Source organism: Paraburkholderia sp. JPY465 (assembly GCF_050436725.1).
GTDB lineage: Bacteria > Pseudomonadota > Gammaproteobacteria > Burkholderiales > Burkholderiaceae > Paraburkholderia > Paraburkholderia youngii.
Genome location: NZ_JBNDMT010000007.1, coordinates 597,324 through 616,806, shown reverse-complemented (window position 1 = coordinate 616,806; position 19,483 = coordinate 597,324). Strand labels below are relative to the sequence as shown.

Below are 19,483 nucleotides of genomic sequence, written 5' to 3'. Positions count from 1 at the left end.
TCCTCCGGTCGCAATCTGGCAGATGCTCAGGCTGCCCTTTACGGTTACCGCCCCGTTGCGGTTGGGGGATCGTCTCGCCCAGGCTTTCCTCTCGCCCGGCGAGCGCCTTGTTGAGCACGCTCGCACGGGTGGCGAGGACCATGTCCCGGCCATCCGTATCCGAGTTGGCCATGGCTCAGCTTGACTTGACGAGACCCAGTTGCATCGGGCCGCGCAATTGCGCGGATTTCAGCTTATAGCTGGTGCCTCCCGCCCAGTTGACGTTCCCTGTCGAGCGGTCGGTAAAGCCGTCAAGCGTCGGGAGCTTCTCGGTGTTCTCTTCGGCGTAGGCCTGGAGCGCAGTGACAATCCCCGCGATGCCCGCACCTATCACCGCGCCAATCACGATGCCGAGTAGTTTCCATGCGATGCCTGGATCCATCACAGGCGAGAGGTTCCTCCCGGGCCGGTTCTCCGTCATGGCGAGAATCCCGAATAGATAGTCATCGGCCGACGCTATGTTCTCGGTATAGATCGCATAGCCCACATGCGTTGGCTTGACCCAGGCAAACGCGTCGCTCTTGTCGATGAACTCGTTAAGATTGACCACGGCGAAGACATGGTTGAACTCGCTGACATTTGCATTCAGCCAGTCCTGCAAGGCGCCCTTGATCGTATCCCGAGCGGACGGCGGCCCCGACGAAAGCGTCACCTGCAACACGCTGACGGCCTGCTGATTGTCGAGGCGCAGTTCCCGCGACGAGGTAGAGCCCGGCTGGGGTATGAAGCCGAGGCTCACCTGGATCTGCGCCGTGCCTTCGAACGACTCCTCGGCCTGCCCGCCGCCCGAGACGCGCCCATTGCTCAGCGGCAGGGCCATGATAAGCAGGGACCCCGAGCCTCCGGTCATCTTCCACGTCCCGAAGCTGGCGCTCACTTTGTACGTGTTGCCGACGACCTGGTGCGAGCCCGAGAAGTTTGGTGGGGAGCTTCCCCCGCTCGCCATGGCGGCATTGGCATCCTTGTACTTGATGCCGAAGGCGGTGTCCCAGTTTTCCGTTGACAAGGTGCTCATGATTGGCGCCTCCTCAATCCGCGATGTTGACGTTAAGCCCCATCTGCAGCGACTCGTTGAGCGCGATGCTCACGAGCGTATAGCCGGTCTGTCCGGGCCATGCGATGGGGGAGACGGAGTAATCCGCGAATTCGTCGAGCGTGGGCATCTTCGCGAGATCCTGCTCGGAATAGGCTTCCAGGATGTCTGGGAGCTTGGCCGTGACCGCACCCGCGGCGCCGCCGATCGCCATGCCGAGAATCTTTCGCCAGTTACGCCTTAGGAAGCCCTTGAATTTGGACGAGTACGATTCCTCTTCGGTGTTTTCAATATCGTCGCTTGCGTCGGCGTCGTCCTCTGCATTCACGTCGTCGAGATTTACGATGTCGGTGTCGGACACCAGATCCGAGGAGAACTCGAGCGTGTCGGTCGTCCCCTCCACAGCCTCTGCCGCACCAGTCGCCTCCCCCTCGATACCCTCCCCCGTCGCCTCGGCTGCCGGGCCGAGCGCGCCGCCGATTGCCGCACCGGCAACGGCAAACCCGATTCCCTCGACGATTCCGACGATGATGTTGGTCCACTTTTCCGCGGAGGATTCCGTGACCGCCACGGAGAGCGATGGCGTTCCGACCACGCAGGCCTGGAAGTGCTTATTCGCATCCATGTAGAGTTCGCACTCCGAGTCGTACAGCATGTGCACGGTGTAGCGGCCGCCCTTCCAGGGAAGGTGCAGATCCGTGAAATTCAGCTTGAGCGTCGTGACGTCTGCGATCAGGGAGAACTTCTCAGGATCGAGTGTCGCGCCAGTGATCTCAACCGTTTCGGAGCCGTCCTTGTTCGATGTCTCGAAGTTCTGGAACGTAATCGCATTGACGTTGCTGATCGTCGATCCATCGCCTGTCACCTGGAAGTCCTTGTCCGAGGCGTTCTTGAACATCTTCTCGATGCCAGGCAGCATGATCTTCGTCATGAAGCGTTCCTGGGAGATCAGGAAGCCGGCATTGCAACCTTGGGGAATAACGTTGGGCGAGACTTCGTGGCCCAGATTGACGCCCTGACGGTTCGCCGTCATCGCCATGACGGCGAACACATAGTTGTCGACGGGTGCATTCTCCGGATTGTTTATCCCGTATCCCACATGCGTAGGCACGAGCCACTGGAACTGCCCCTGGTCAGCCACCGCGCCGAGGTCGATCGCGGCAAAGGTGTGGTTGAAGCTGCCGAGGTTAGCGATCAGCCATTGCTCGAGCACGTCGCTGATGGCGTCGTGCGCATCGCTCGCCTCCTTGTTCAGCGTGAGGCTGATGATCGACACGATCGGCTGCGTGTTGGGGTCCGGGGTCGTCGTCTTGACCTTCAGTGCGTTCGACTTGCCGCCCGAGAACTTGGACGAGCCGTCCTGGCCCGGCTGAGGCAAGTAGTCGAGCGAGACCTGAATGACGGCGGTCCCGTTGAACTGAATGCTCTGAGGCGGTGTGGATTCGGCGGTAGCGGTGCCTGAAACCGGCAGGCCCAACTCCGCGATAGAACCGCTGCCGCCGCTCAGTTGCCAGTCGCCGAACTTGCCGTCGACCTTGATTGCCGGACCGCTGAATCCGCCACCCGGCTTGGTGCCGTCGAAGGCCGGCGGCGAGGACTTCTGGTTCTTGATCGCCTTGTTCGCGTTGAGAAAATTGAGGGCAAAAACCGTGTCCCAGTTGTTGGTGGATGCCCTGCCGGCCGAAGGCGGCGTAGTGTTGTCCTTGCAAAGCGGTGCCATGGTGAGGGCCTCTTTTTGGTCGTTCGTCCCACAGATAGGCGTGATGTGCGATTGGTCGCGCCCTTTCCTGCGGCGCGCGGCTCGCCGCGGTCAAGCGACGTCCGAGTGGAAAAGCAAGCAGTCGTTGAGTTCGCCATTCTGGATGCGGACCTGGTCCAGCCCCACCCATTTCACGGTGGACGCCGGCGCGGCGGACAGGCTGCCCGCGAGCTTCGAGCCCGAGAGGCTGTCGCCAAGGCCGGATTCGACGGCCGCGAGCACGATGGCGATGATCGCGGCGCCCAGCGCGCCGAGGCCGATCAGATAGTCGTACCACGGTACATGGTTGTGGGAATTGCTGACGGGGTTCGGGTCCTTCTGGAACGAGAACGTCTGGTTCGTCGTGTTGTACACCAGTACGTTGTTGGTGACGGCGGAGAAGCTTAGGTAAGCGTGGGGCAGGTGCAGCCCGCAGCTACCCGAGGCGGAGCTGTTCAGCGCGTTGGCGTCGATCTCGATGGTGAGTGATTCGATCGTCGGCGTATAGTCGATCGCCCCTTCCCGGATCGAATCGAGGTCGAAGGACCTCACGAGACTGATCTTTCCGTTCGCGTAGGAGAAGTTGCCCGCATTCGAGTGTGGAAAATGCCGGGCAGCACCGGCAAGATCGCATTCTGAAGAAACAGGTCGCCGGAAATGACGAAAGCCAAGGGATACTGGCTGCTTACGATTCCCGAATCGATGTTCGAGTTGAGCTGCGAAATGTCTCGGTCCGTCGTGACGCTCAGGATCGCCAGATAGCTTTCGCTGCCGCCTTGCGGCGTGTGGTAGCTGTAGGTCGACCGCTTCGGCAAGAGCCAGGTGGCCGTTTGCGCATTCACAATGCCGGTCTGGGCGAAGATAAAGGAGATCTTGTCCTGATTGCTGAGGAGCGCGTTCGCGATCCCGTTGCCGACGTCCAGGCCGAAGCCTGTCTTCTTCGGATCGGAAACGTTTTTGACAAAAATGTCGCCCGGCTTGCGCTGGCCGCCTTGCGGCGTGATTGCACCAAGATCGAATTGCAAATTAGTGACGCCAGCCGTAACGCTCGAAGGGATCCACTCAAGATTGACTTCGACCTCGACGGTCATTCCGGATATATCGATAATCTTCCCCGTGACGTTTTTTTGACTGAGCGTTCCGGACCTGATTGGAAGCGTCAGGTAGATGTCCGCGCCGGACCCACCGGTTATCGACCATGGGCCGAAATTGCCCTTTGCCTCAAACTGGCCGGCGAATGCGTCCGTCCAACTCGTATCGAACTTCATCACCAATTCGGCAAGCCGTTTCTGCAATTGAGCATTGACTTGCTTGATGTCGAGAACCGAAATGGTGTCCCAGCCATTAGTGTTCACGTCCGAACCTCATTAATTCCATTAGTAGGGCTGGGCGACACGCCGCAAAGCAGCGGATGGGGACGCCCGAACCGGTCATCTGCGCCCAGAGGTTGCCTCAATTAAAACGCACTTACTTTTTTCGTCATAGCGCCGACGGCCATCGCTGCTACGCCGCACTACTGCCAACTCTGAGTCTTTGCCAGTCATAGGTGTCCACCTCGAATTGGACACCTATACTCCTCGCAACGGTCGCTAACTGCCAGACGTCGAAGATGGATCGCTTACGATCTGCGTCTGCCTTCATCTTGGCGAGCTCCGGTACCTTGGAAAGTACCGTTCGCACCAGACGTCAGCACACATCTGGTCGCGACGTTGCATGCGCTGAATTTTGACAGCATCCGGCTCACCGCTTTCGAACGATTGACCGCAAGAGGCGGAGCTCGATCTATTTTCCTGACTATTGGTTCCACTGTCGCTCCAGATCGCGCTGCAGCGATCGCCACATCCCGTTCCTTCTTCGCTTCCGCTTTCCTTCTGTCAACATGATCCTCGGTCGCCTCGTTCTCGCGCATCCGGGCGATCGCGTCATTGCTGACGACTTCATTCGCAGGCACGGGTGCCGACGCTGCCGACTGGTTCTGCGCCCAGGCCGTTGACGTGCATGTCAGAACCGCACCAGCCAACATAAGTGTCACGAGCTTCATTATCTCCTCCTCTGCTGATTCAGCATTCGGCCGTCGAGCTGCCTCACAGAAGTTGCTCCATCAGGAAGCTCGGATTGACCTTATGAAGGGGCTCACCGACCTTCTCACGGCATCGCACGTCGGCGGCAGGGCGAGTTCTGCACTTCTAGCATTAAAGGGATCTGGCGCGACACACTACCGCGGAAAAAAGGGAATAAATGCTGTGGCGGAGAAGCTGATCGATGCTGGGGTAAAGCTGGCACCATGCGATTGGGGGTATTGTGTGTATTCACAAAGCGAGTCTCCATGTCGTGGCGATGCAAAGGGGCCGGATGAAACGAGGCGTTCCCCAGACATCTGCTCGACCTGCTCGAACTTTGCCGTGACCGAGCATCACCGCGCCTCGTGGGAGCGCCGGCTCTCTGGGGACGACGAGTTTTTGAGACGGACAGATCTTCCGGAACAAACCGTTCAGTGGGTTTCCCGTCGTCGAGAAAACACCGCTCGATTGCTCCGCGGTCTCAACGAAGGCGGTCGTGGAGATGGCGTTACTGGCTCGAAGGATGTTGAAGATGAAGAAGGAAGGTCTGAGTGTCGAAGACAAGGTTCGCGCCGTCGTGAGGGCGAAACGAGATGAGAACCCATGCGAAAGGCTCTCGATCAGCGAAGTATGCCGCTTGGCGGGTGTGAGCCGGGCCGGGTTGTATGCCCACCACAGGCGCCTTGTCGACGAGCTTCTTGCGTCCGAAAAGGCATCGCAGGCCACTCCGTGCACGCCTTCTGACGCAGACGCGCGATTCGCGACAAAAGCACGAGCAGACAGGTTGACAAAGGCGTTGATGTACCTGTGCCTTGAATTGCAACTGGAATTGAGGACACTTCGTGCGCGCGTATCTGCGCACGAAACAAGAAAACACGACGTCTAACTCGCTGAGCTACGCGCGGTGCAAACATTTAGTTGGCTTGAGAAACATCGTGGCCGCCGACGACAGGCGTTGCCAGCCAACTGCCATTTTTGTGCCTCAGCCAGTATGCAGGTTAGGCAATCTGGCGAAGATGTGCTCCAAGCGTGACGTGCGCATTCCCGCCAGACGGGTCTCCTTCATCCGTTCGAACCGCGCCAGGTCATCTTTCGATACAAACTGGGCGGCCGACACCAGCAGGGCGTTAGCCGCATGCAGACTGCTACGCAATTCGCGAATCTGGGTGGTGGCCCTTCCTCGGGCAAGGTCCGCCGCGCCTACTGCTGTCGGCCGCCCCCGAGTCGCCGTTGGTCCAACGGGATGAACCGGAAGTCCAGCAGATAGCTAGAACACGTACCGCGCCCCGCCATTGATGAGCCAACCCCGGAACCCGCCGCTACCGATCTGCTGCTGGTACGACACGCGCCCATAGAGCGAGAGCCTCTGCGTATACGTGCCGTTGATGCCGAGCGAGTATTGCAACGCATCGCCCATCTGGTCGCCTGCCCGCCGGTCGTGCTGTCGCTGACGCTCTCCACATCCGGGGCGAGCGGCACAGTGGCCTCCGCCTCCTCGGGTCCGGCTGCGGCGTCGGCGGAGGGCTGCACGCCCGGCGTAACGCGTGTGCGGGCGAGGGCACTGTAGGCATCGGTGGCGGCGACGCGTAGCCAGAGCGCGTCACCATGCACGGTCGTATCGGTCAGCGAGAGGTGCGAGAGCCCGCTGGCGATCGTGACGGTCGGCACCGCGGCACTCGTCACGCTGCCGCCGGTGAAGCTCACACGGGCACCGCCACCTGTGTTGTCGCCCATGTACAGTGCCGCGCTGCTGGCTCCAGTGGCGCGGGCCGTGACATTCGACGCCGTCAACGTCGCGCCATTTTCAACGTCGATGCCTTCCGATCCCGTGCCGCTGGTGCCGATTGTCGTGCCGTTCAACGTCGCCGACGTGTTGCTGCCTACCGCGACAACGCCGATCGCACTATCGCCGGTGGTATTGAAGCTGCCGCGCGTAACGTCAAGGACCGAGCCATTGCCCGCATAAGCGCCGTAGCCGTAGAGGCCGGCCGTCTGGACCGGAACGTCGGTGGCACTGAGCAGGGAATTGGCGTCCGTGACTGTCAGCCCGCGGCCTGACCGGCCAATCGTGGTGACGCTTCCTCCGGTCATGCTGATTCGCTCCGCGGAATAGGCATAGGCATAGGCATAGGCACCGTATCCCGTTTGCCCGCTGGTGTTGATCGGGGTACCCGACGTCCTGACCTGTCCGGTTTCGCGTGCTATGAGACCCGCACCCGACTGGCCGGTGGTGGTAATGCTGCCTCCCGTCATATCGACCCTGGCGCCGCCGGCGAGGGCCAGCACGCCATAGCCCGTATTGCCGTGCGTCTCGACTGCGACATCGGTGGCAACAATGGCCGAGTTCGGCGCGGATGACCCGGACGCGCGCAGACCGACGCCACTCTACGAATTGGTCAGGACAGAACCGCCATTCATCGTGATCTGTCCGCCGCTCTGGGCGTTGACGCCATACGCACTCAGGGTTGTACTGCTGCTTTCCGTGCGCACCGGGACGTTGATCAGCGTGATGGTGCCCCCGAACGAAATCACGCCATTGCCGACGTCGCCTTTGGTCGTGACCGAACTGTTTGACAGCGTGGCGGACGACGTATCGGAAACCCCCAGTCCGTAGGCTCCGATGCCACCGGACGCGGCGCCATTCGTCGTGATGTTCGTGTTGCTCAGGTTGACCGAGCCGTTCTGATGCAACTCGATCCCATATTCGCCGGGGCCGTTGGTCGTGATCTCCAGCCCCGAGCCCTGCGCGGACGACTCTTGCTGTACCTGCAGCGCGTGGCCCAACGCCGTGTTGCCGATCAGCTGGATCGGACCGGCAGCGGGGCCGACAGTGGGATCGAACGTGACGTGGGAACCCTCGCGCGCGAGGATGGCCCAGCCGTTATTCGGAACGTTGGGCACGTTAATGCTCGTACCGCCGACGACGGTGACGGTCTGACCATTCAGGATCTGCGAAGTTGTGATGGTGCCCGGGTTGATAGTCGTCTGCGCATGCGCAACCGCCAGGAGCTGCGTTGCAACCGCGATCGCATTCAGCCGAAATGCATGACCTGGTTTGATGCGCCGGAAACCGGTCAGATACCGGAAGGCCAATACATTAGACGGTCGTTTGCGTTGCTGAATGTTCCCGGATGCTCCCATGACATCTTCATAAATTAAGGGTCGAGCATGTTAGGCACTTTCGGTCAGACACTGATCGGCGTACAAAACGTCAATCCGTGGATACATCGATGTTCCTCATCCACAGCGTGAGGGATGCAGCTGCGGTCGCAGAAACTGCAATCAGGACGTTTTCAGGTTTCACGGCACCGCCTGTCGCGTAAACGCAGGGCCGATTGAACGCGATGGATGTGATGACGATCAGCCGGCATGGTAGCGAGTCTGGCGAAACAACGGGATTTCCCTCGCTTACGGTGATGGCCGGGGAGGGCGCCGAAGAGCCAGCGACAGACACCAGACAGGGTAGTCGAGCTGACGACAGTCGTCGTACGCTGCTAGCGGTCACGTTGGAGTCTTCACCATGACCCATCGTTGCGTGGGCAACGGCAAGGAATCGCAGTGACGATTGTTCTGCACGACAATATTCCGAAACAGCCGTTGCGAATTCCCTTGGCATACGTCCTCCCTTGCCTGAATGCTAACGATTACGCATACCTATCAAGCAGAAGAACGACCACTGAAAGAAAGAACGACTACTGAAATGTGAAGTTCGGTAGTCGCCGAAAAGCGCGAGTTTTATCTAACTTGCGTTATGTGCTCGCACCCCGGCGACCGGAGAAGCGCTTCTTTTCGTTCTTCTTGGTAGGCTTTCATTCATGCCAATTCTACCGCCCTGGAGTAACTCACAGCTGCATCTCGATAGTCAGACGCCACATAGGTTAATTAACCGCATCGGACTGGGCATTTTATGAAATGATCCGCGCGTTTTCTTGAAAAATTTCACAGGTTGTATAACCTAAAACTCGATTATTTGCCAAGAACTTTTCCGGTGTGTCGTCCGGAGATGGCAGGACGGTACGTCGCATTGATGTCGCACGTGGAATGGCATGTATCGTCCGGCAACGAGGCGAATGATGCGCCTTCAAACGGACGAACAGTACGCTAGCAAGCTGGCATACCCGACGAAATAGCGCGCCGTTTCGTACCGACTCATCTTGCATTATTTGAATCCAATGCGTTGTGTGCAGGATTGCTAATTATGTGCATGCGGCATGCTGATAGAAAAAGCTTTGTAGCTTGGTCACCCGTTTTGCAGGGAGAGGCACTCGTGCGTCCGATGAACGAATCCGAATGCGAAACGCCCTGCAGCCCGTTTCCATGGCCCCGGATTCTGTTTCGATAAATGGAGTTCCCAGACTGCCGTTTCTCTGGAGTTCACGATGAAGCGTTGTCCCAGACGTGCAAACCATCGTAAATTGTGGCTCGCTGCTGTGGCCGTGGCGCTTGCGTGCGGAGAGATGTCTGTTCCCAGGATTGGGTTCGCACAGAGTGCCCTCAATATTGACAGCAACACCACCGTGACCGCACCCGCCGGGCCGAGTTCGTTCACGAATGTCGTCGCGGGCGCCAGCAGCGGGAATAATGGAGGAGGTGCTCCGGGCGGGACATTCATTGTTCCGACTGGCGCAAACGTTGTACTGTCCGGTATCCAGATTGGGCAGTTCGCTGGAAGCACGGGGCTCATCACCGTAAACGGCGGGTCGATCAACACCACCAACCCCGAATCGCAGTACTACATCGGCTTTGAGGGTTCGGGAACGCTCACGGTGAGCGATGGCGGTAGCGTGCACAGCCTGTTTATAAGCCGCCTAGGGGAGCGCGCTGGCTCCGCCGGTGTGCTGACAGTCGAAGGGCACGGCTCGACGTACACGAATGACGGCCAGTTTATCGCCGGGAATGGCGGGACGGGACAAATCAATGTGCTTGATGGTGGCTCGGTTTCAACGGGCACAAGTTTGCAGATCGGAGGCAGCACGACGGCTACCGCGCTGGTCAGCGGCCCCGGCAGCACGCTCCGCTCCACGACCAGTCTGAGCGTCGGCATCGCCACGGCTGGCGCGTTGACGGTCACCGATGGTGGCATGGCTAGCAGTGGAACCACGATCTACCTCGCTTTCAATCCCGGTGCGAGCGGAACAGTCACCGTGTCGAACGGCGGGTTGATGAGTTCGCCGAATCTGGTGATCGCCCAGGGTGGCACGGCGGATATGCGCGTGCAGTCGAACGGCACCGTGACGGTCGGCGGGAACGCCATTATCGGTGCCTCCGCAGGAGCGGTGGGCAACGCCACGGTCACCGATCCGGGTTCCGTGCTTAGTGCGGCAACGCTCGCCGTCGGTCAATCTGGCACGGGAAACCTGACAATCGAAAACGGTGCACAGGTTGCTGCGAACGCCGTCTCTGTTGCGCAGAATGCCGGCTCGACCGGGACACTGAACATCGGGGCGCCCACTGGCTCTGCGCCAGTCGCTCCCGGCACACTCGTTGCGAACACGCTGACGTTCGGCGCCGGCACGGGCAATGTCGTTTTCAACCACACGGATAACAGCGGCAGTTACACGTTTCCCGCCGCCATCGCGGGCACGGGCACGGCCAACGTGCTGAACGGTGAAACGGTGATGACCGGCGCCAGCACCTATGCCGGCCCGACCATGATCGAGGGCGGAACGCTCGCTGCGGGCGCTACCCAGGTCTTCAGCGCGAATTCGGACTATCACATCGCATCGGCCGGGAAAATGGACCTGCGCGGCTTCGACCAGCGCATTGCCAGCGTCGTCAACGCGGGACTCATTCATACCGCTGGCGATCCGGGCACCACGCTCACCACGACGCAGTACGTCGGCAATAACGGCACGATCGCGCTCGACACGTTTCTGGGCGCGGACAACTCGCCGTCGGACAGGCTCGTCATCGACACCGGCACGGCCACGGGAGCGTCGAAGCTCGCGATCAGGAACGCGGGCGGTCCCGGTGCGCTGACGCGGGCCGATGGCATTCCGGTCGTGATCGTCACGAACGGCGGCACGACGAATGGGGACGCCTTTACGCTCGCGGGCGAAGCACGCGGCGGCGCATTTACCTACGACCTGTTCCGGGGTGGCGTCAATGGTAGTAATCCTGAAGACTGGTTCCTGCGTTCGCATTTCGTGGTGCCTCCGACTCCAGAGGAGCCCATCCCACCAGTTGTGCCGCCTGTACCGCCAGTTGTGCCGCCTGTACCCCCAGTGCAGCCCGAAGTCGTGCCTCCCGATCCGCCTGCGGTTGGCCCTTTGCCGCCTGGAACGTATCCAATCATCGGCCCGGAGCTTGCCACTTATGGTGTTATGCAACCGATCGCTCGGCAAATAGGTCTTGAAATGCTCGGTACGCTGCATGAGCGCATCGGCGACACGCTTACACCGCAGGCTGGTGGTGCGGATCGTTCAGGATTGGCATCTTCCGCGTGGGGGCGTGTGTTTGGTTCGCAAATCGATAACCGCTATCAGGCTTTTGCCAATCCACGCGCGAGCGGCTCAGTGGTCGGCGTCCAGACTGGTCTTGACGTTTGGCGAGGCAGTTTCTGGCCCGGTCATCGTGACATCGCTGGTGTGTACTTTGCGTATGGCCACGGTAGTGCGGATGTTGATGGCATCATGACGAACGCAGCCGCAACCGAGTATATATTCGGTCGCACTGGTTCAATGAATCTGAATGCATATTCAGGCGCCGGATACTGGACGCACTATGGACCAAGTGGTTGGTATCTTGACGCCGTATTGCAGGGCACGCACTATGATGGCGACGCCAGTACACAATCGGCCAGCCTATCGGTTCAAGGTTCTGGTTTCGTGACATCCCTGGAGGCAGGCTACCCAATACCGCTTGCGTTAGGTCCGGGCTTCGTGATCGAGCCTCAAGCGCAGATCATCTGGCAGCATGTATCATTCAGCGACACGAATGACAGTCTTGGAAGTGTCTCATTGGGTTCGACGTCTGGGGCTACTGGCCGGCTCGGCGTGCGTGGACAATGGACCATCGAAGGCGGCAATCATGTTGTATGGCAGCCGTATGTGCGTGCCAACTTGTGGCGGGATTGGAACGCGCAGGCGACCACGACGTTTGGTGGTGACCAAGTGCCGTTGATCATGCAGGCGACGCGCTTGGAATTTGCCGGTGGCGTTACTGCAAAGATTACCGGGCGCCTGAACCTCTATGCACAGTTCGGTTATCAATTCGCCGTAAGTGGAGACAGCAACGTTCGACGTAATGGTGTTAAGGGTGATTTCGGCGTACGCTACAGTTGGTAAGAAAATGTACTCGGCGACCTTCCCTCGTTTATGCAAGGACGGCTTTTTCAGGGGATAACGATGTCGAACAATGAATACAAGTTTTCTTTCCAGGAATTACTAATTGGTGTACTGCGTAGTCAGCATATTCATGAAGGTCATTGGGTACTTAACGTTGAATTCGATGTAAAAGGAATCTCGATGAACACTGCCGAGGCGCCTGATCAAACATTTCCCGGCCTGGTCGTCTCCATGAGCGGTGCAACGTTAGTCCGTGCGGATCATGGGGCTAAAGGGGCGATCGATGCCGCTGTGGCAAACCCGATCCAACCTGTTTCTGGCGCAACGCCGTCTCGTCCAAAAAAATCATCGTCTAAAACACTTCAGCAGTGCGCCGGACGGCGCTTTCACGTTGTGGCATGATGAAGAAATCCAAATCGCTCGATCACGGTCACCGTTTCCCAGGCGAGGTTATCAGTTGGGCTTGCGCTGGTATTTCCGCTTTCAGTTGGGCTTGCGCGAGATCGAGGAACTGCTCTTCGAGCGCGGTGTGACCGTCGAGATTGCTGCGGCAATACAAGCAGCTTCCGGCCCAATCTCTCTCTGACGCGGCTTCCTCAAATCCAATGACTCGGAACTTGGCGTACGCCAAGTCGATAAGGTTCTGCGGCGCTGTTGACTGTGTTGGCCGATGCCCGACCGACAAGACCGGCCGTCGGATGACCGCAGTACTTCAAGAAGCGACGAAGGGACCGCGATCTGACGACCTACCGCAATGGGTCGTGAAGACTCGTTCGCAAATAGGGAATGCTGACACTCGCCGACGCCGGGTCGCGAATGTCCGCCGATCTAAAAGGGGGGCAAACAAGGTAAGCGTAAATTCCTATCATAAGCGGTGAAGTTATGAAAACTGGTACGCTTATGTGGATCTCCGTATAAACGGCCTACTGCTTGAAATCCCGTGCGGCAAACTGACGTCGTGGAGATCGACGAATGGCGCAGATTGTCGCGCACCATGATCAGCTCGGCGCCTCGCGCCAGCGCATGTGACGCGTGCGTGTGACGCATCCAATGTGGGCTAGCGCGGCGCAATTTCTCGGCCGTCCCGGGCCGCTCGTCCTGGATGGCATCGGCCACCAGCACGAAGAATCGCCTCAGCACGCGCCAGAGCCGCGTGCTCTCAATGCCTGCGCCGTCCTCCTCAAGGCTTGAAACAAGCGGCGTCGCCGGGTTCCAGCGCGCGGGCGTGACCGGCAGCCCCCGCTGCAGGAGACTCTGGTCAAGTGCGGTTCGCGCAAGCGGCGGCAACGCGACCTTACCGCGCTTGCCACCCTTGCCGAGCACGTGTAGCCAGTGATCGCCGTGTTCGTCCCGGCGAATGTCGGCGAGCGTCGCGCCGACCAGCTCGCTGGCGCGCAGGCCCGTCGCATAGCCAAAGTCCAGCAGAAACCGCACGCGTTGGGCGGCCGGCACACTCCAGCCATAGGACCATTCGAGGCCGTCGGCAACGGTGCGGATCAGCAGCCACTCGCCCTCGGAGAAACCGCGCGACACGTCCAATCCCGCGCGCGGCGCATGGCTCTTGACCTTCACGCCGGCAAACGGATTCGCCAGCACGTAGCGCTGCTCGATCAGCCAGCGAAATAGCGCCGACAGGACATTCAGTGCGTACGCCACCGATCGGGGCGACAGCGCGCCGATGAACGGTCGCCATTCAACGCTGTGCCGCGGCCGCGACGGCCCGACCCAACGCTCGTGCGGCGTGGGACGGCGCAGGAATGCCCGGTACGCGATCGCGTCGTCAGTGGTGAGCGACGACAGCGCGCGGCCTCGCTCGATGATCGCCCACAGGATCAGGCGCTCCGCTTCCTTGCGGTAGGCGCGCTGCGTCGTGGCCGATTCATGCATCGACAGCCAGGACTGGATCGCCTCGTAGTCGTTGGATGCATTCAGCAGGCAGGCGGCCCGCGGTGCACGGAACTGCCCGTGCGAACCGTCGACTTCGTGCGGCACGCTCAACTGCTCCCACGGCACGATGTGCCCGGATGGTGCCGCAACGATCAACGCCCGCGCCCGTTCGGTCAGCGCCGGATGGGCGGCAAAAAACGCCTCCACTCGGCGTGCGCCGGCGACACCGAGCCCGGCGATGCCTGCCCACCAGCGGCGCCGGCGCGGAATCCGCACGGTCAACTCGGCAAGCGTGCGGATGCCATGCGCCCGCAGGGCGGCCACCGCGCGCGGTGGCAACCACCGGTCAATCTCGTCGGCAATGTGTGGCATCGGTACTGTCAGGCTGCGCAACGCTTCGATCGCGCGCGCAACGGTGTCGGCCGACGCGCCACCCCTTTCGCCGAATACCTCCGCGAGATCGTCGCGATGGCGGCTTGCCGCATATGCGATCAGGCCGCGTCGGATACGGCCGAGGACGCCGCGCGCGGATGCTCCTGGCGCCTTGCGGTCGCAGAGAGCGGGCGACGGCTGCTCGGGCGTCGAGCCCGGCGTACCAAGCGCGCAGCGCCGCCAGTTCGGCGTCGTCGGGAAAGGCAAGGAGTTCGGTCTGACGCGTTTTCACGATCGCCGGTTTAGAACAAAATCAGTGATGGACTGATAGTAAAGTTTATCCGCCCATTACCAACGAAATCCACATACCTTGGACCAGAGCCCTGTGCACTACCTACGCGCTTTTCCCGTCGTGACTGGCTTCTCCCCGTCCTCGATGTATAGGCTAATCAGCCGGATAAGCTCGCTTTGGATTGCAGGGCTGTCCAACGTACCGCGCCGCGCGGCATTGTGAATCACGCCGTCAATAGCATCCGACATGACCATCGCTGCAATGTGGTCGGTCTCGCGCGAGCAGCGATTTCGGAAGATGGCCACGGCTTCTGCATAGTAAGCGAGATATTCAATCTCAAACTGACTGTTTGGATTCCGATACTCGTCTGAGCTCGGCGCCTCATCCAACAGGACCCGATGCAGCCCAGGGTAAGCGCTGTGGGCAGCGACCATCGCATGAACGAGATGCGCAACGAACTTTGCAGACGATTGTTGATTGATGTTGGACTTTCGGATGACGGCAAGACAGTCGTCGAGATGCCGTTGACGAATCGCATCAACCAGCGAGAGCTTGTCTGGAAAATACTGATACAGCGAGCCGATGCTAATGCCGGCCAGGTCCGCTACCTTGTTGGTCGTGAATCCCGCCCATCCTTCATCGCTCAAAATGCGAGCACCGGACTGAAAGATCGTCTCAACCGTGGCACGGGAACGTGCTTGGCGTGGTTGCTTGCGCATCTTCGGCTGCTGCTTTGCAATGCGAGTAGACAACGGAGGTCTCCTGCATAAAATGTAAACAGCTTACTCGCATTCTCTTGCACGAAAGGATCGATCTCCTGAACACGTTGCTCAATAAACTCTACAGCTATCAGGCTTGGGCCAACAACGACCTATTTGAAAAGCTGGGAGCTCTAGACAGGGAGAAGCATCAGGCCGAACTGCATGCGATCTTGCGGTTGATTAACCACTCTTGTGTGGTCGCACGAATCTTCGTTGCACACCGTAGTGGCACGCAACATGAATACACGGCCGACAATACGACCGAAATCCCTTCGTTGGATGAACTTCGCGCTCTCGTCGCATCCACCGATCAATGGTATCTGGACTACCTCCGGAACGCATCATCGACCTCCCTATCCGAGACCATCCCGTTTGTTTTCACCGACGGCGACAAGGGCTACATGAGCAGAGACGAAATGCTGACCCATGTTGTGGTCCATAGCGGCTATCATCGGGGCGAGGTTGGCCGAATTTTGTGGCAGATTTCCATTACTCCGCCCTGGGACACTTTTGCCGTCTATCTTCATCAAACCGAGCCCGCGCGGCGGCTGCAGGGAATTGCGCCCCAAGTAAATTCAGCCTGATGCCGCAAGATTGTATTGCCGTTGCGGTTTATCAGCTTAGGGCCGCTCCGTCTTCGCCAAAATCCTCGTCGGGCTGCAGCGCCGCGAGGGGTTCAAGGAGCGTCCGCACACGCATGAGTTCGCCAACAAACTCGTCGATTAAATCCAGCGCATCCAGCACCCGCTCGGCCAGAGTGCCGTCGCCGCGCGCCGGCGCGATCGACGCGCCGTTCAGCACCGAGTGCGCCATGCAATGGATTTCGAGCAGGTCATCGCGTAACCCTTCTGGATCGTGCAACTGAGTTCGAACGCGATCGACGATGTCGACGGCGGCCAGCAGGCGTGTCGTGTCATAGCTCGATTCGAGCCGCGCGAGCGCCGCCGTGTCGACGTCGCCGAAAAACGTGGTCGTAGTAGCTGGGCGTGCAGTCATGGGCGAGGGGAATAATGACGAGGCGCGTGGCCGTAGAGTGGATCTCGGATCCAGGGCTCCGGTCGACGGTCGAGATGCAGCTTGTAGTGACCGAAGCGCCGGATATCGTGGGTCGGGTATGGGCTCAAAAACGCGATGTCCTCGGCGCGTACTTTCTCGCCGTTCGCGACCATCTCGCGCAACGCCTGCATCATGTCCACGGTGTTCTGCAGGATCACGGCCGACGCGATCAGGTCGTTGTAGCGTAGTCGTTTCTGCTGCTCCTCCGGCTCGTTCTCGGCGATCACGTCGCCGCCGAAGTCCAGCCACTTCGCAAAGCCATTGTACGACTCGATCTTGTTGGTGTTCGCGGTCACTTCCTGTCGCAGCTCAAGGCTGCCGATCCACTGAAGCAGGTACACGGTGCGCACCACGTTGCCGAGCTCGCGTGCGGCGAGGTACAGCCGGTTCTTGCGGCTCTCCGAACCGAGACGGCGCAGCAGTAGCGGCGACGAAATCGTGCCGGCCTAGATCGACAGTGCGACCGGCATTAGTTCCTGCCAGTGCTGTTCGATCAGGGTCCAATCGATGGTCGCCGTGAACAGCTTGTCGATGTGCTGGTACTTCGCCTTGTTGTCGGGGCGATAAAGGACGAGATCCTTCCAGTTGCGAATCCGCGGCATCAGGTTGATGCCGAGCAGGTACGTGAAGGCAAACACGGCCGCCGACTGGCCTTGTGTGTCGGCATGAACCGTATCGGCCTTGACTGACAGACCCGCCTTCAGCAATCCCTCGATCACGTAGATCGCTTCCCACACGCCCGGTGGGATGAAATGCTGGAACATCGCGATATAGTTGTTCCCGACGTGCCGGTAGGCGACGGCGCCCATTTTCCGGTACCGGAAGTGATAGCCGGCCAGCAGATTGTTGTCGTAGAAATCGTACTGTGTGCCATCGGCCGCCACCGTTTTACCGTCGCCCCAATGCTTCGGCAGGTCAAGCCGCAGGTACAGCTCGATCAGCTCGCGCTGCGCAGTCGCGAGTTTGTCCAGGCTAATATGCCGGCGGTTGACGAATGACAGCATGTGCGCGGTCACGTCCGAGTCGAGGTGGCGAGCCGCCTGGGTCGGCCCCAGATTGCAACCCATCGCGAAAATCGTCAGCAGGTAGCGCTCGGCGGCCTTGGGGATCTTGGGATCGCTCCCGGAGAGCGGCCCGAAGTGTCGCGTGAAGTGCGTCCAGTGCTCGATGTTCGCGAGGATGTCCAGCATATTCCGTGTCGGCAAGCGGGCGCTCAGCCGCTCCTGCAGCGCGATCGCGCTCGCCGGAATCTCCTTCGCGACCGTCTTGCGCAGGATCGGTTCGCCGTTGCGATCGATCACGACGTGCTCGCTCTTGCAGGGCAATTCCTCGTCTAGCTTGCGGGCGGCGTCCGCCAACCATTTCCGGAGGTAGCGGACAAATTCGCTGCCCGTCGTCGGCATGCCGAGCTTCTCGCAGTAATCCGGCAGTTGCCGCTCGCATTGGCCCCAAGGCAGCAGGTTGTCGCGGTAGTCGGCGTATGCATCGGAGCCGGACACGCAAAGATCGCCAACACGCAGTTCCTCGGCCATGTACGACAGCACACAAAGTTCGAGGTAGCGGCGATTGGTCGGCGAACCTTCGCCGTGGGAGCGCCGCACGAGCTTGCGCCATCGCGGTGCCGCGAAACTCACGTCAACGTCGGCATCGATCCACTCCCTATGCAGCGATTCGTTCTCCAGCACCGCGTCGAGCGCGTTCAACAATGTGCGCACCGGGCTGGTCGAATCCCACTTCAGTGCCCGAGTGACGCGCATCATGACGGATCGGTGCGCCTTGAAGTGCTTCCAGAGCAGCGGCAGGTAATTGCGGCCGCTGAACGCGCGGATCGCCGCGCAGCTTTCGCGCAATGGTTCGAGATCACCTTTTGGCGCGAGCAGTTTCCGGACTGCCTTGGCGATGGCCGTCTCGTCGGATTCCTCGGCGAGGATGTCGGCGACGCCATCGAGCAAGCCCACCAGGTCCTCGACCTGATCGCGCTGTTTGCGCTGAATCACCTCCAGCTCGTCGCTCGCGCGCTTGTGGATCGCGCCCATGCGCCGCACGAACATGTCGGCGAGATCGTCGCGAACGCGCACCCGCATGCGGTTGAGCAGCGCGACGATCAGCGTGTAGCGCTTCTCGGGCAGCATGTCGTTCTTGAGCGCCGACGCATCGAGCGCCATCGCCTGCTGCGCGAGAGAACGCAGCTTCGACGCGGGAGTGCCGGCGACGGCGAGCGAGAAATCGCCGAGTTCGTCGAGCCAGACGAGCTGGTCGATCAACAGATCCAGGTGCTGCCTGGACGGACGTTTCGCATGGCGCTTGATCCGATTGTAGGCCGTTTGCCGGTTCGACAAATCACGCGCGAGCAACCGGTCGAGCGCGAGCTTCGGTTGGTCGGTCAGGCGTCGCGCGACGCGCTTGAACAGCCGCGACTGCGCGCGGGCGTGAATCTGTTCGGTCAACCGATCCAGCGTCGAAAACGCAGGCAGTTCGATATTGCGCGCAATCAGTTCGTCAATCGTCGCGTTGATAATGTCGACCGGCTGGTCCATCGTCAGCGATGCCGTGTGCGCCGCCCGTGTCGCGATTGTGTTCGCGTCGGTGCCATAGTACGGCTTCACGTCCAGGTAGGCGCGCACCGCCGCGTAATGGCGGAACAGCGTGGGCGACGATGCGGTGTCGTAGCCGAATCGAGCGGAGTCACCGATGTCAGCGGCGGCACGCACATGGTCAACGATAGCGTCCGGAATGCTGCCGAGTATGGGGAAGTAATGCAACTGCTGGAACACCTTCAGTAGCACCAGCAGACCCAATCGAGGTCGCTCGCCGCGGGTGGACCGGCGCGCCCATTCGAGCTCGTCGGGAAGCGGCGTGTAGCAGGCTTGCAGCTCCCGTGGTGCGAGAACCTCGGGGAAGCGCGGGTAGGCGGTGCGTTCGAGGGTAGCCATTGCGAATCGTCCGGATCGCAGAGGGC

12 protein-coding genes and 3 pseudogenes are annotated in these 19,483 nt (G+C 60.2%); 4 read left to right on the top strand and 11 right to left on the bottom strand.

Annotated features, from left to right (window positions below; translation table 11 throughout):
- Positions 1-175: 175 nt before the first annotated feature.
- The 7 genes from QFZ94_RS43535 to QFZ94_RS43505 all read right to left on the bottom strand — a co-directional run bounded on the left by QFZ94_RS43535 (position 176) and on the right by QFZ94_RS43505 (position 8,011).
- Positions 176-1,054 (bottom strand): TULIP family P47-like protein, encoded by an 879-nt coding sequence (locus QFZ94_RS43535; RefSeq protein ID WP_429464169.1) that lies wholly within the window; start codon positions 1,052-1,054, stop codon positions 176-178.
- Between the two features lie 13 nt (positions 1,055-1,067).
- On the bottom strand, positions 1,068-2,792 hold the full coding sequence (locus QFZ94_RS43530) for a TULIP family P47-like protein (protein WP_429464168.1): 1,725 nt from the start codon (positions 2,790-2,792) through the stop codon (positions 1,068-1,070).
- Between the two features lie 90 nt (positions 2,793-2,882).
- The gene (locus QFZ94_RS43525; RefSeq protein ID WP_429464166.1) at positions 2,883-3,362 is read right to left on the bottom strand and encodes a hypothetical protein; all 480 of its coding nucleotides are present in this window, start codon (positions 3,360-3,362) and stop codon (positions 2,883-2,885) included.
- On the bottom strand, positions 3,359-4,165 hold the full coding sequence (locus QFZ94_RS43520; RefSeq protein WP_429464165.1) for a TULIP family P47-like protein: 807 nt from the start codon (positions 4,163-4,165) through the stop codon (positions 3,359-3,361). The genes QFZ94_RS43525 and QFZ94_RS43520 overlap by 4 nt, the downstream gene beginning before the upstream one ends.
- A 263-nt stretch (positions 4,166-4,428) precedes the next feature.
- Entirely contained in the window at positions 4,429-4,851 is a 423-nt protein-coding gene (locus QFZ94_RS43515) for a hypothetical protein (protein WP_176112286.1), read from the bottom strand.
- 1,219 nt (positions 4,852-6,070) lie between these two features.
- On the bottom strand, positions 6,071-7,156 hold the full coding sequence (locus QFZ94_RS43510; RefSeq protein WP_429464164.1) for a hypothetical protein: 1,086 nt from the start codon (positions 7,154-7,156) through the stop codon (positions 6,071-6,073).
- Between the two features lie 99 nt (positions 7,157-7,255).
- A complete protein-coding gene (locus tag QFZ94_RS43505; protein ID WP_429464162.1) occupies positions 7,256-8,011 on the bottom strand; it encodes a hypothetical protein in 756 nt (251 codons plus the stop codon).
- A gap of 1,238 nt (positions 8,012-9,249) precedes the next feature.
- Here QFZ94_RS43505 and QFZ94_RS43500 point away from each other — a divergent pair.
- The 3 genes and pseudogenes from QFZ94_RS43500 to QFZ94_RS43490 form a co-directional block, all read left to right on the top strand.
- Positions 9,250-12,156: an autotransporter outer membrane beta-barrel domain-containing protein gene (locus tag QFZ94_RS43500; RefSeq protein WP_429464160.1), complete on the top strand. Its 2,907-nt coding sequence runs from the start codon at positions 9,250-9,252 to the stop codon at positions 12,154-12,156.
- Between the two features lie 60 nt (positions 12,157-12,216).
- Positions 12,217-12,558 (top strand): hypothetical protein, encoded by a 342-nt coding sequence (locus QFZ94_RS43495; RefSeq protein ID WP_429464158.1) that lies wholly within the window; start codon positions 12,217-12,219, stop codon positions 12,556-12,558.
- Positions 12,558-12,694 (top strand): annotated as a pseudogene (locus tag QFZ94_RS43490) (IS6 family transposase); the annotation flags it as partial. The gene QFZ94_RS43495 and the pseudogene QFZ94_RS43490, both read left to right, overlap by 1 nt.
- A gap of 410 nt (positions 12,695-13,104) precedes the next feature.
- On the opposite strand, the pseudogene QFZ94_RS43485 reads toward QFZ94_RS43490, so the two are convergent.
- Positions 13,105-14,707: pseudogene (locus QFZ94_RS43485) on the bottom strand (phage integrase family protein); the annotation flags it as partial.
- Between the two features lie 98 nt (positions 14,708-14,805).
- Positions 14,806-15,459: a TetR/AcrR family transcriptional regulator gene (locus QFZ94_RS43480; RefSeq protein ID WP_429464156.1), complete on the bottom strand. Its 654-nt coding sequence runs from the start codon at positions 15,457-15,459 to the stop codon at positions 14,806-14,808.
- A 74-nt stretch (positions 15,460-15,533) separates the two neighbouring features.
- Here QFZ94_RS43480 and QFZ94_RS43475 point away from each other — a divergent pair, with 74 nt between their 5' ends.
- Positions 15,534-16,052, top strand: coding sequence for a DinB family protein (locus QFZ94_RS43475; protein WP_429464154.1), 519 nt, complete (start codon positions 15,534-15,536; stop codon positions 16,050-16,052).
- 31 nt (positions 16,053-16,083) lie between these two features.
- On the opposite strand, the gene tnpC is transcribed toward QFZ94_RS43475, so the two are convergent.
- Together tnpC and QFZ94_RS43465 are read right to left on the bottom strand one after the other, a co-directional pair.
- Entirely contained in the window at positions 16,084-16,464 is a 381-nt protein-coding gene (gene tnpC / locus QFZ94_RS43470) for a Tn3 family transposase post-transcriptional regulator TnpC (protein WP_429464152.1), read from the bottom strand.
- A pseudogene (locus QFZ94_RS43465) lies at positions 16,461-19,457 on the bottom strand (Tn3 family transposase). Before QFZ94_RS43465 ends, tnpC begins: the two are co-directional and overlap by 4 nt.
- Between the last annotated feature and the right edge of the window lie 26 nt (positions 19,458-19,483).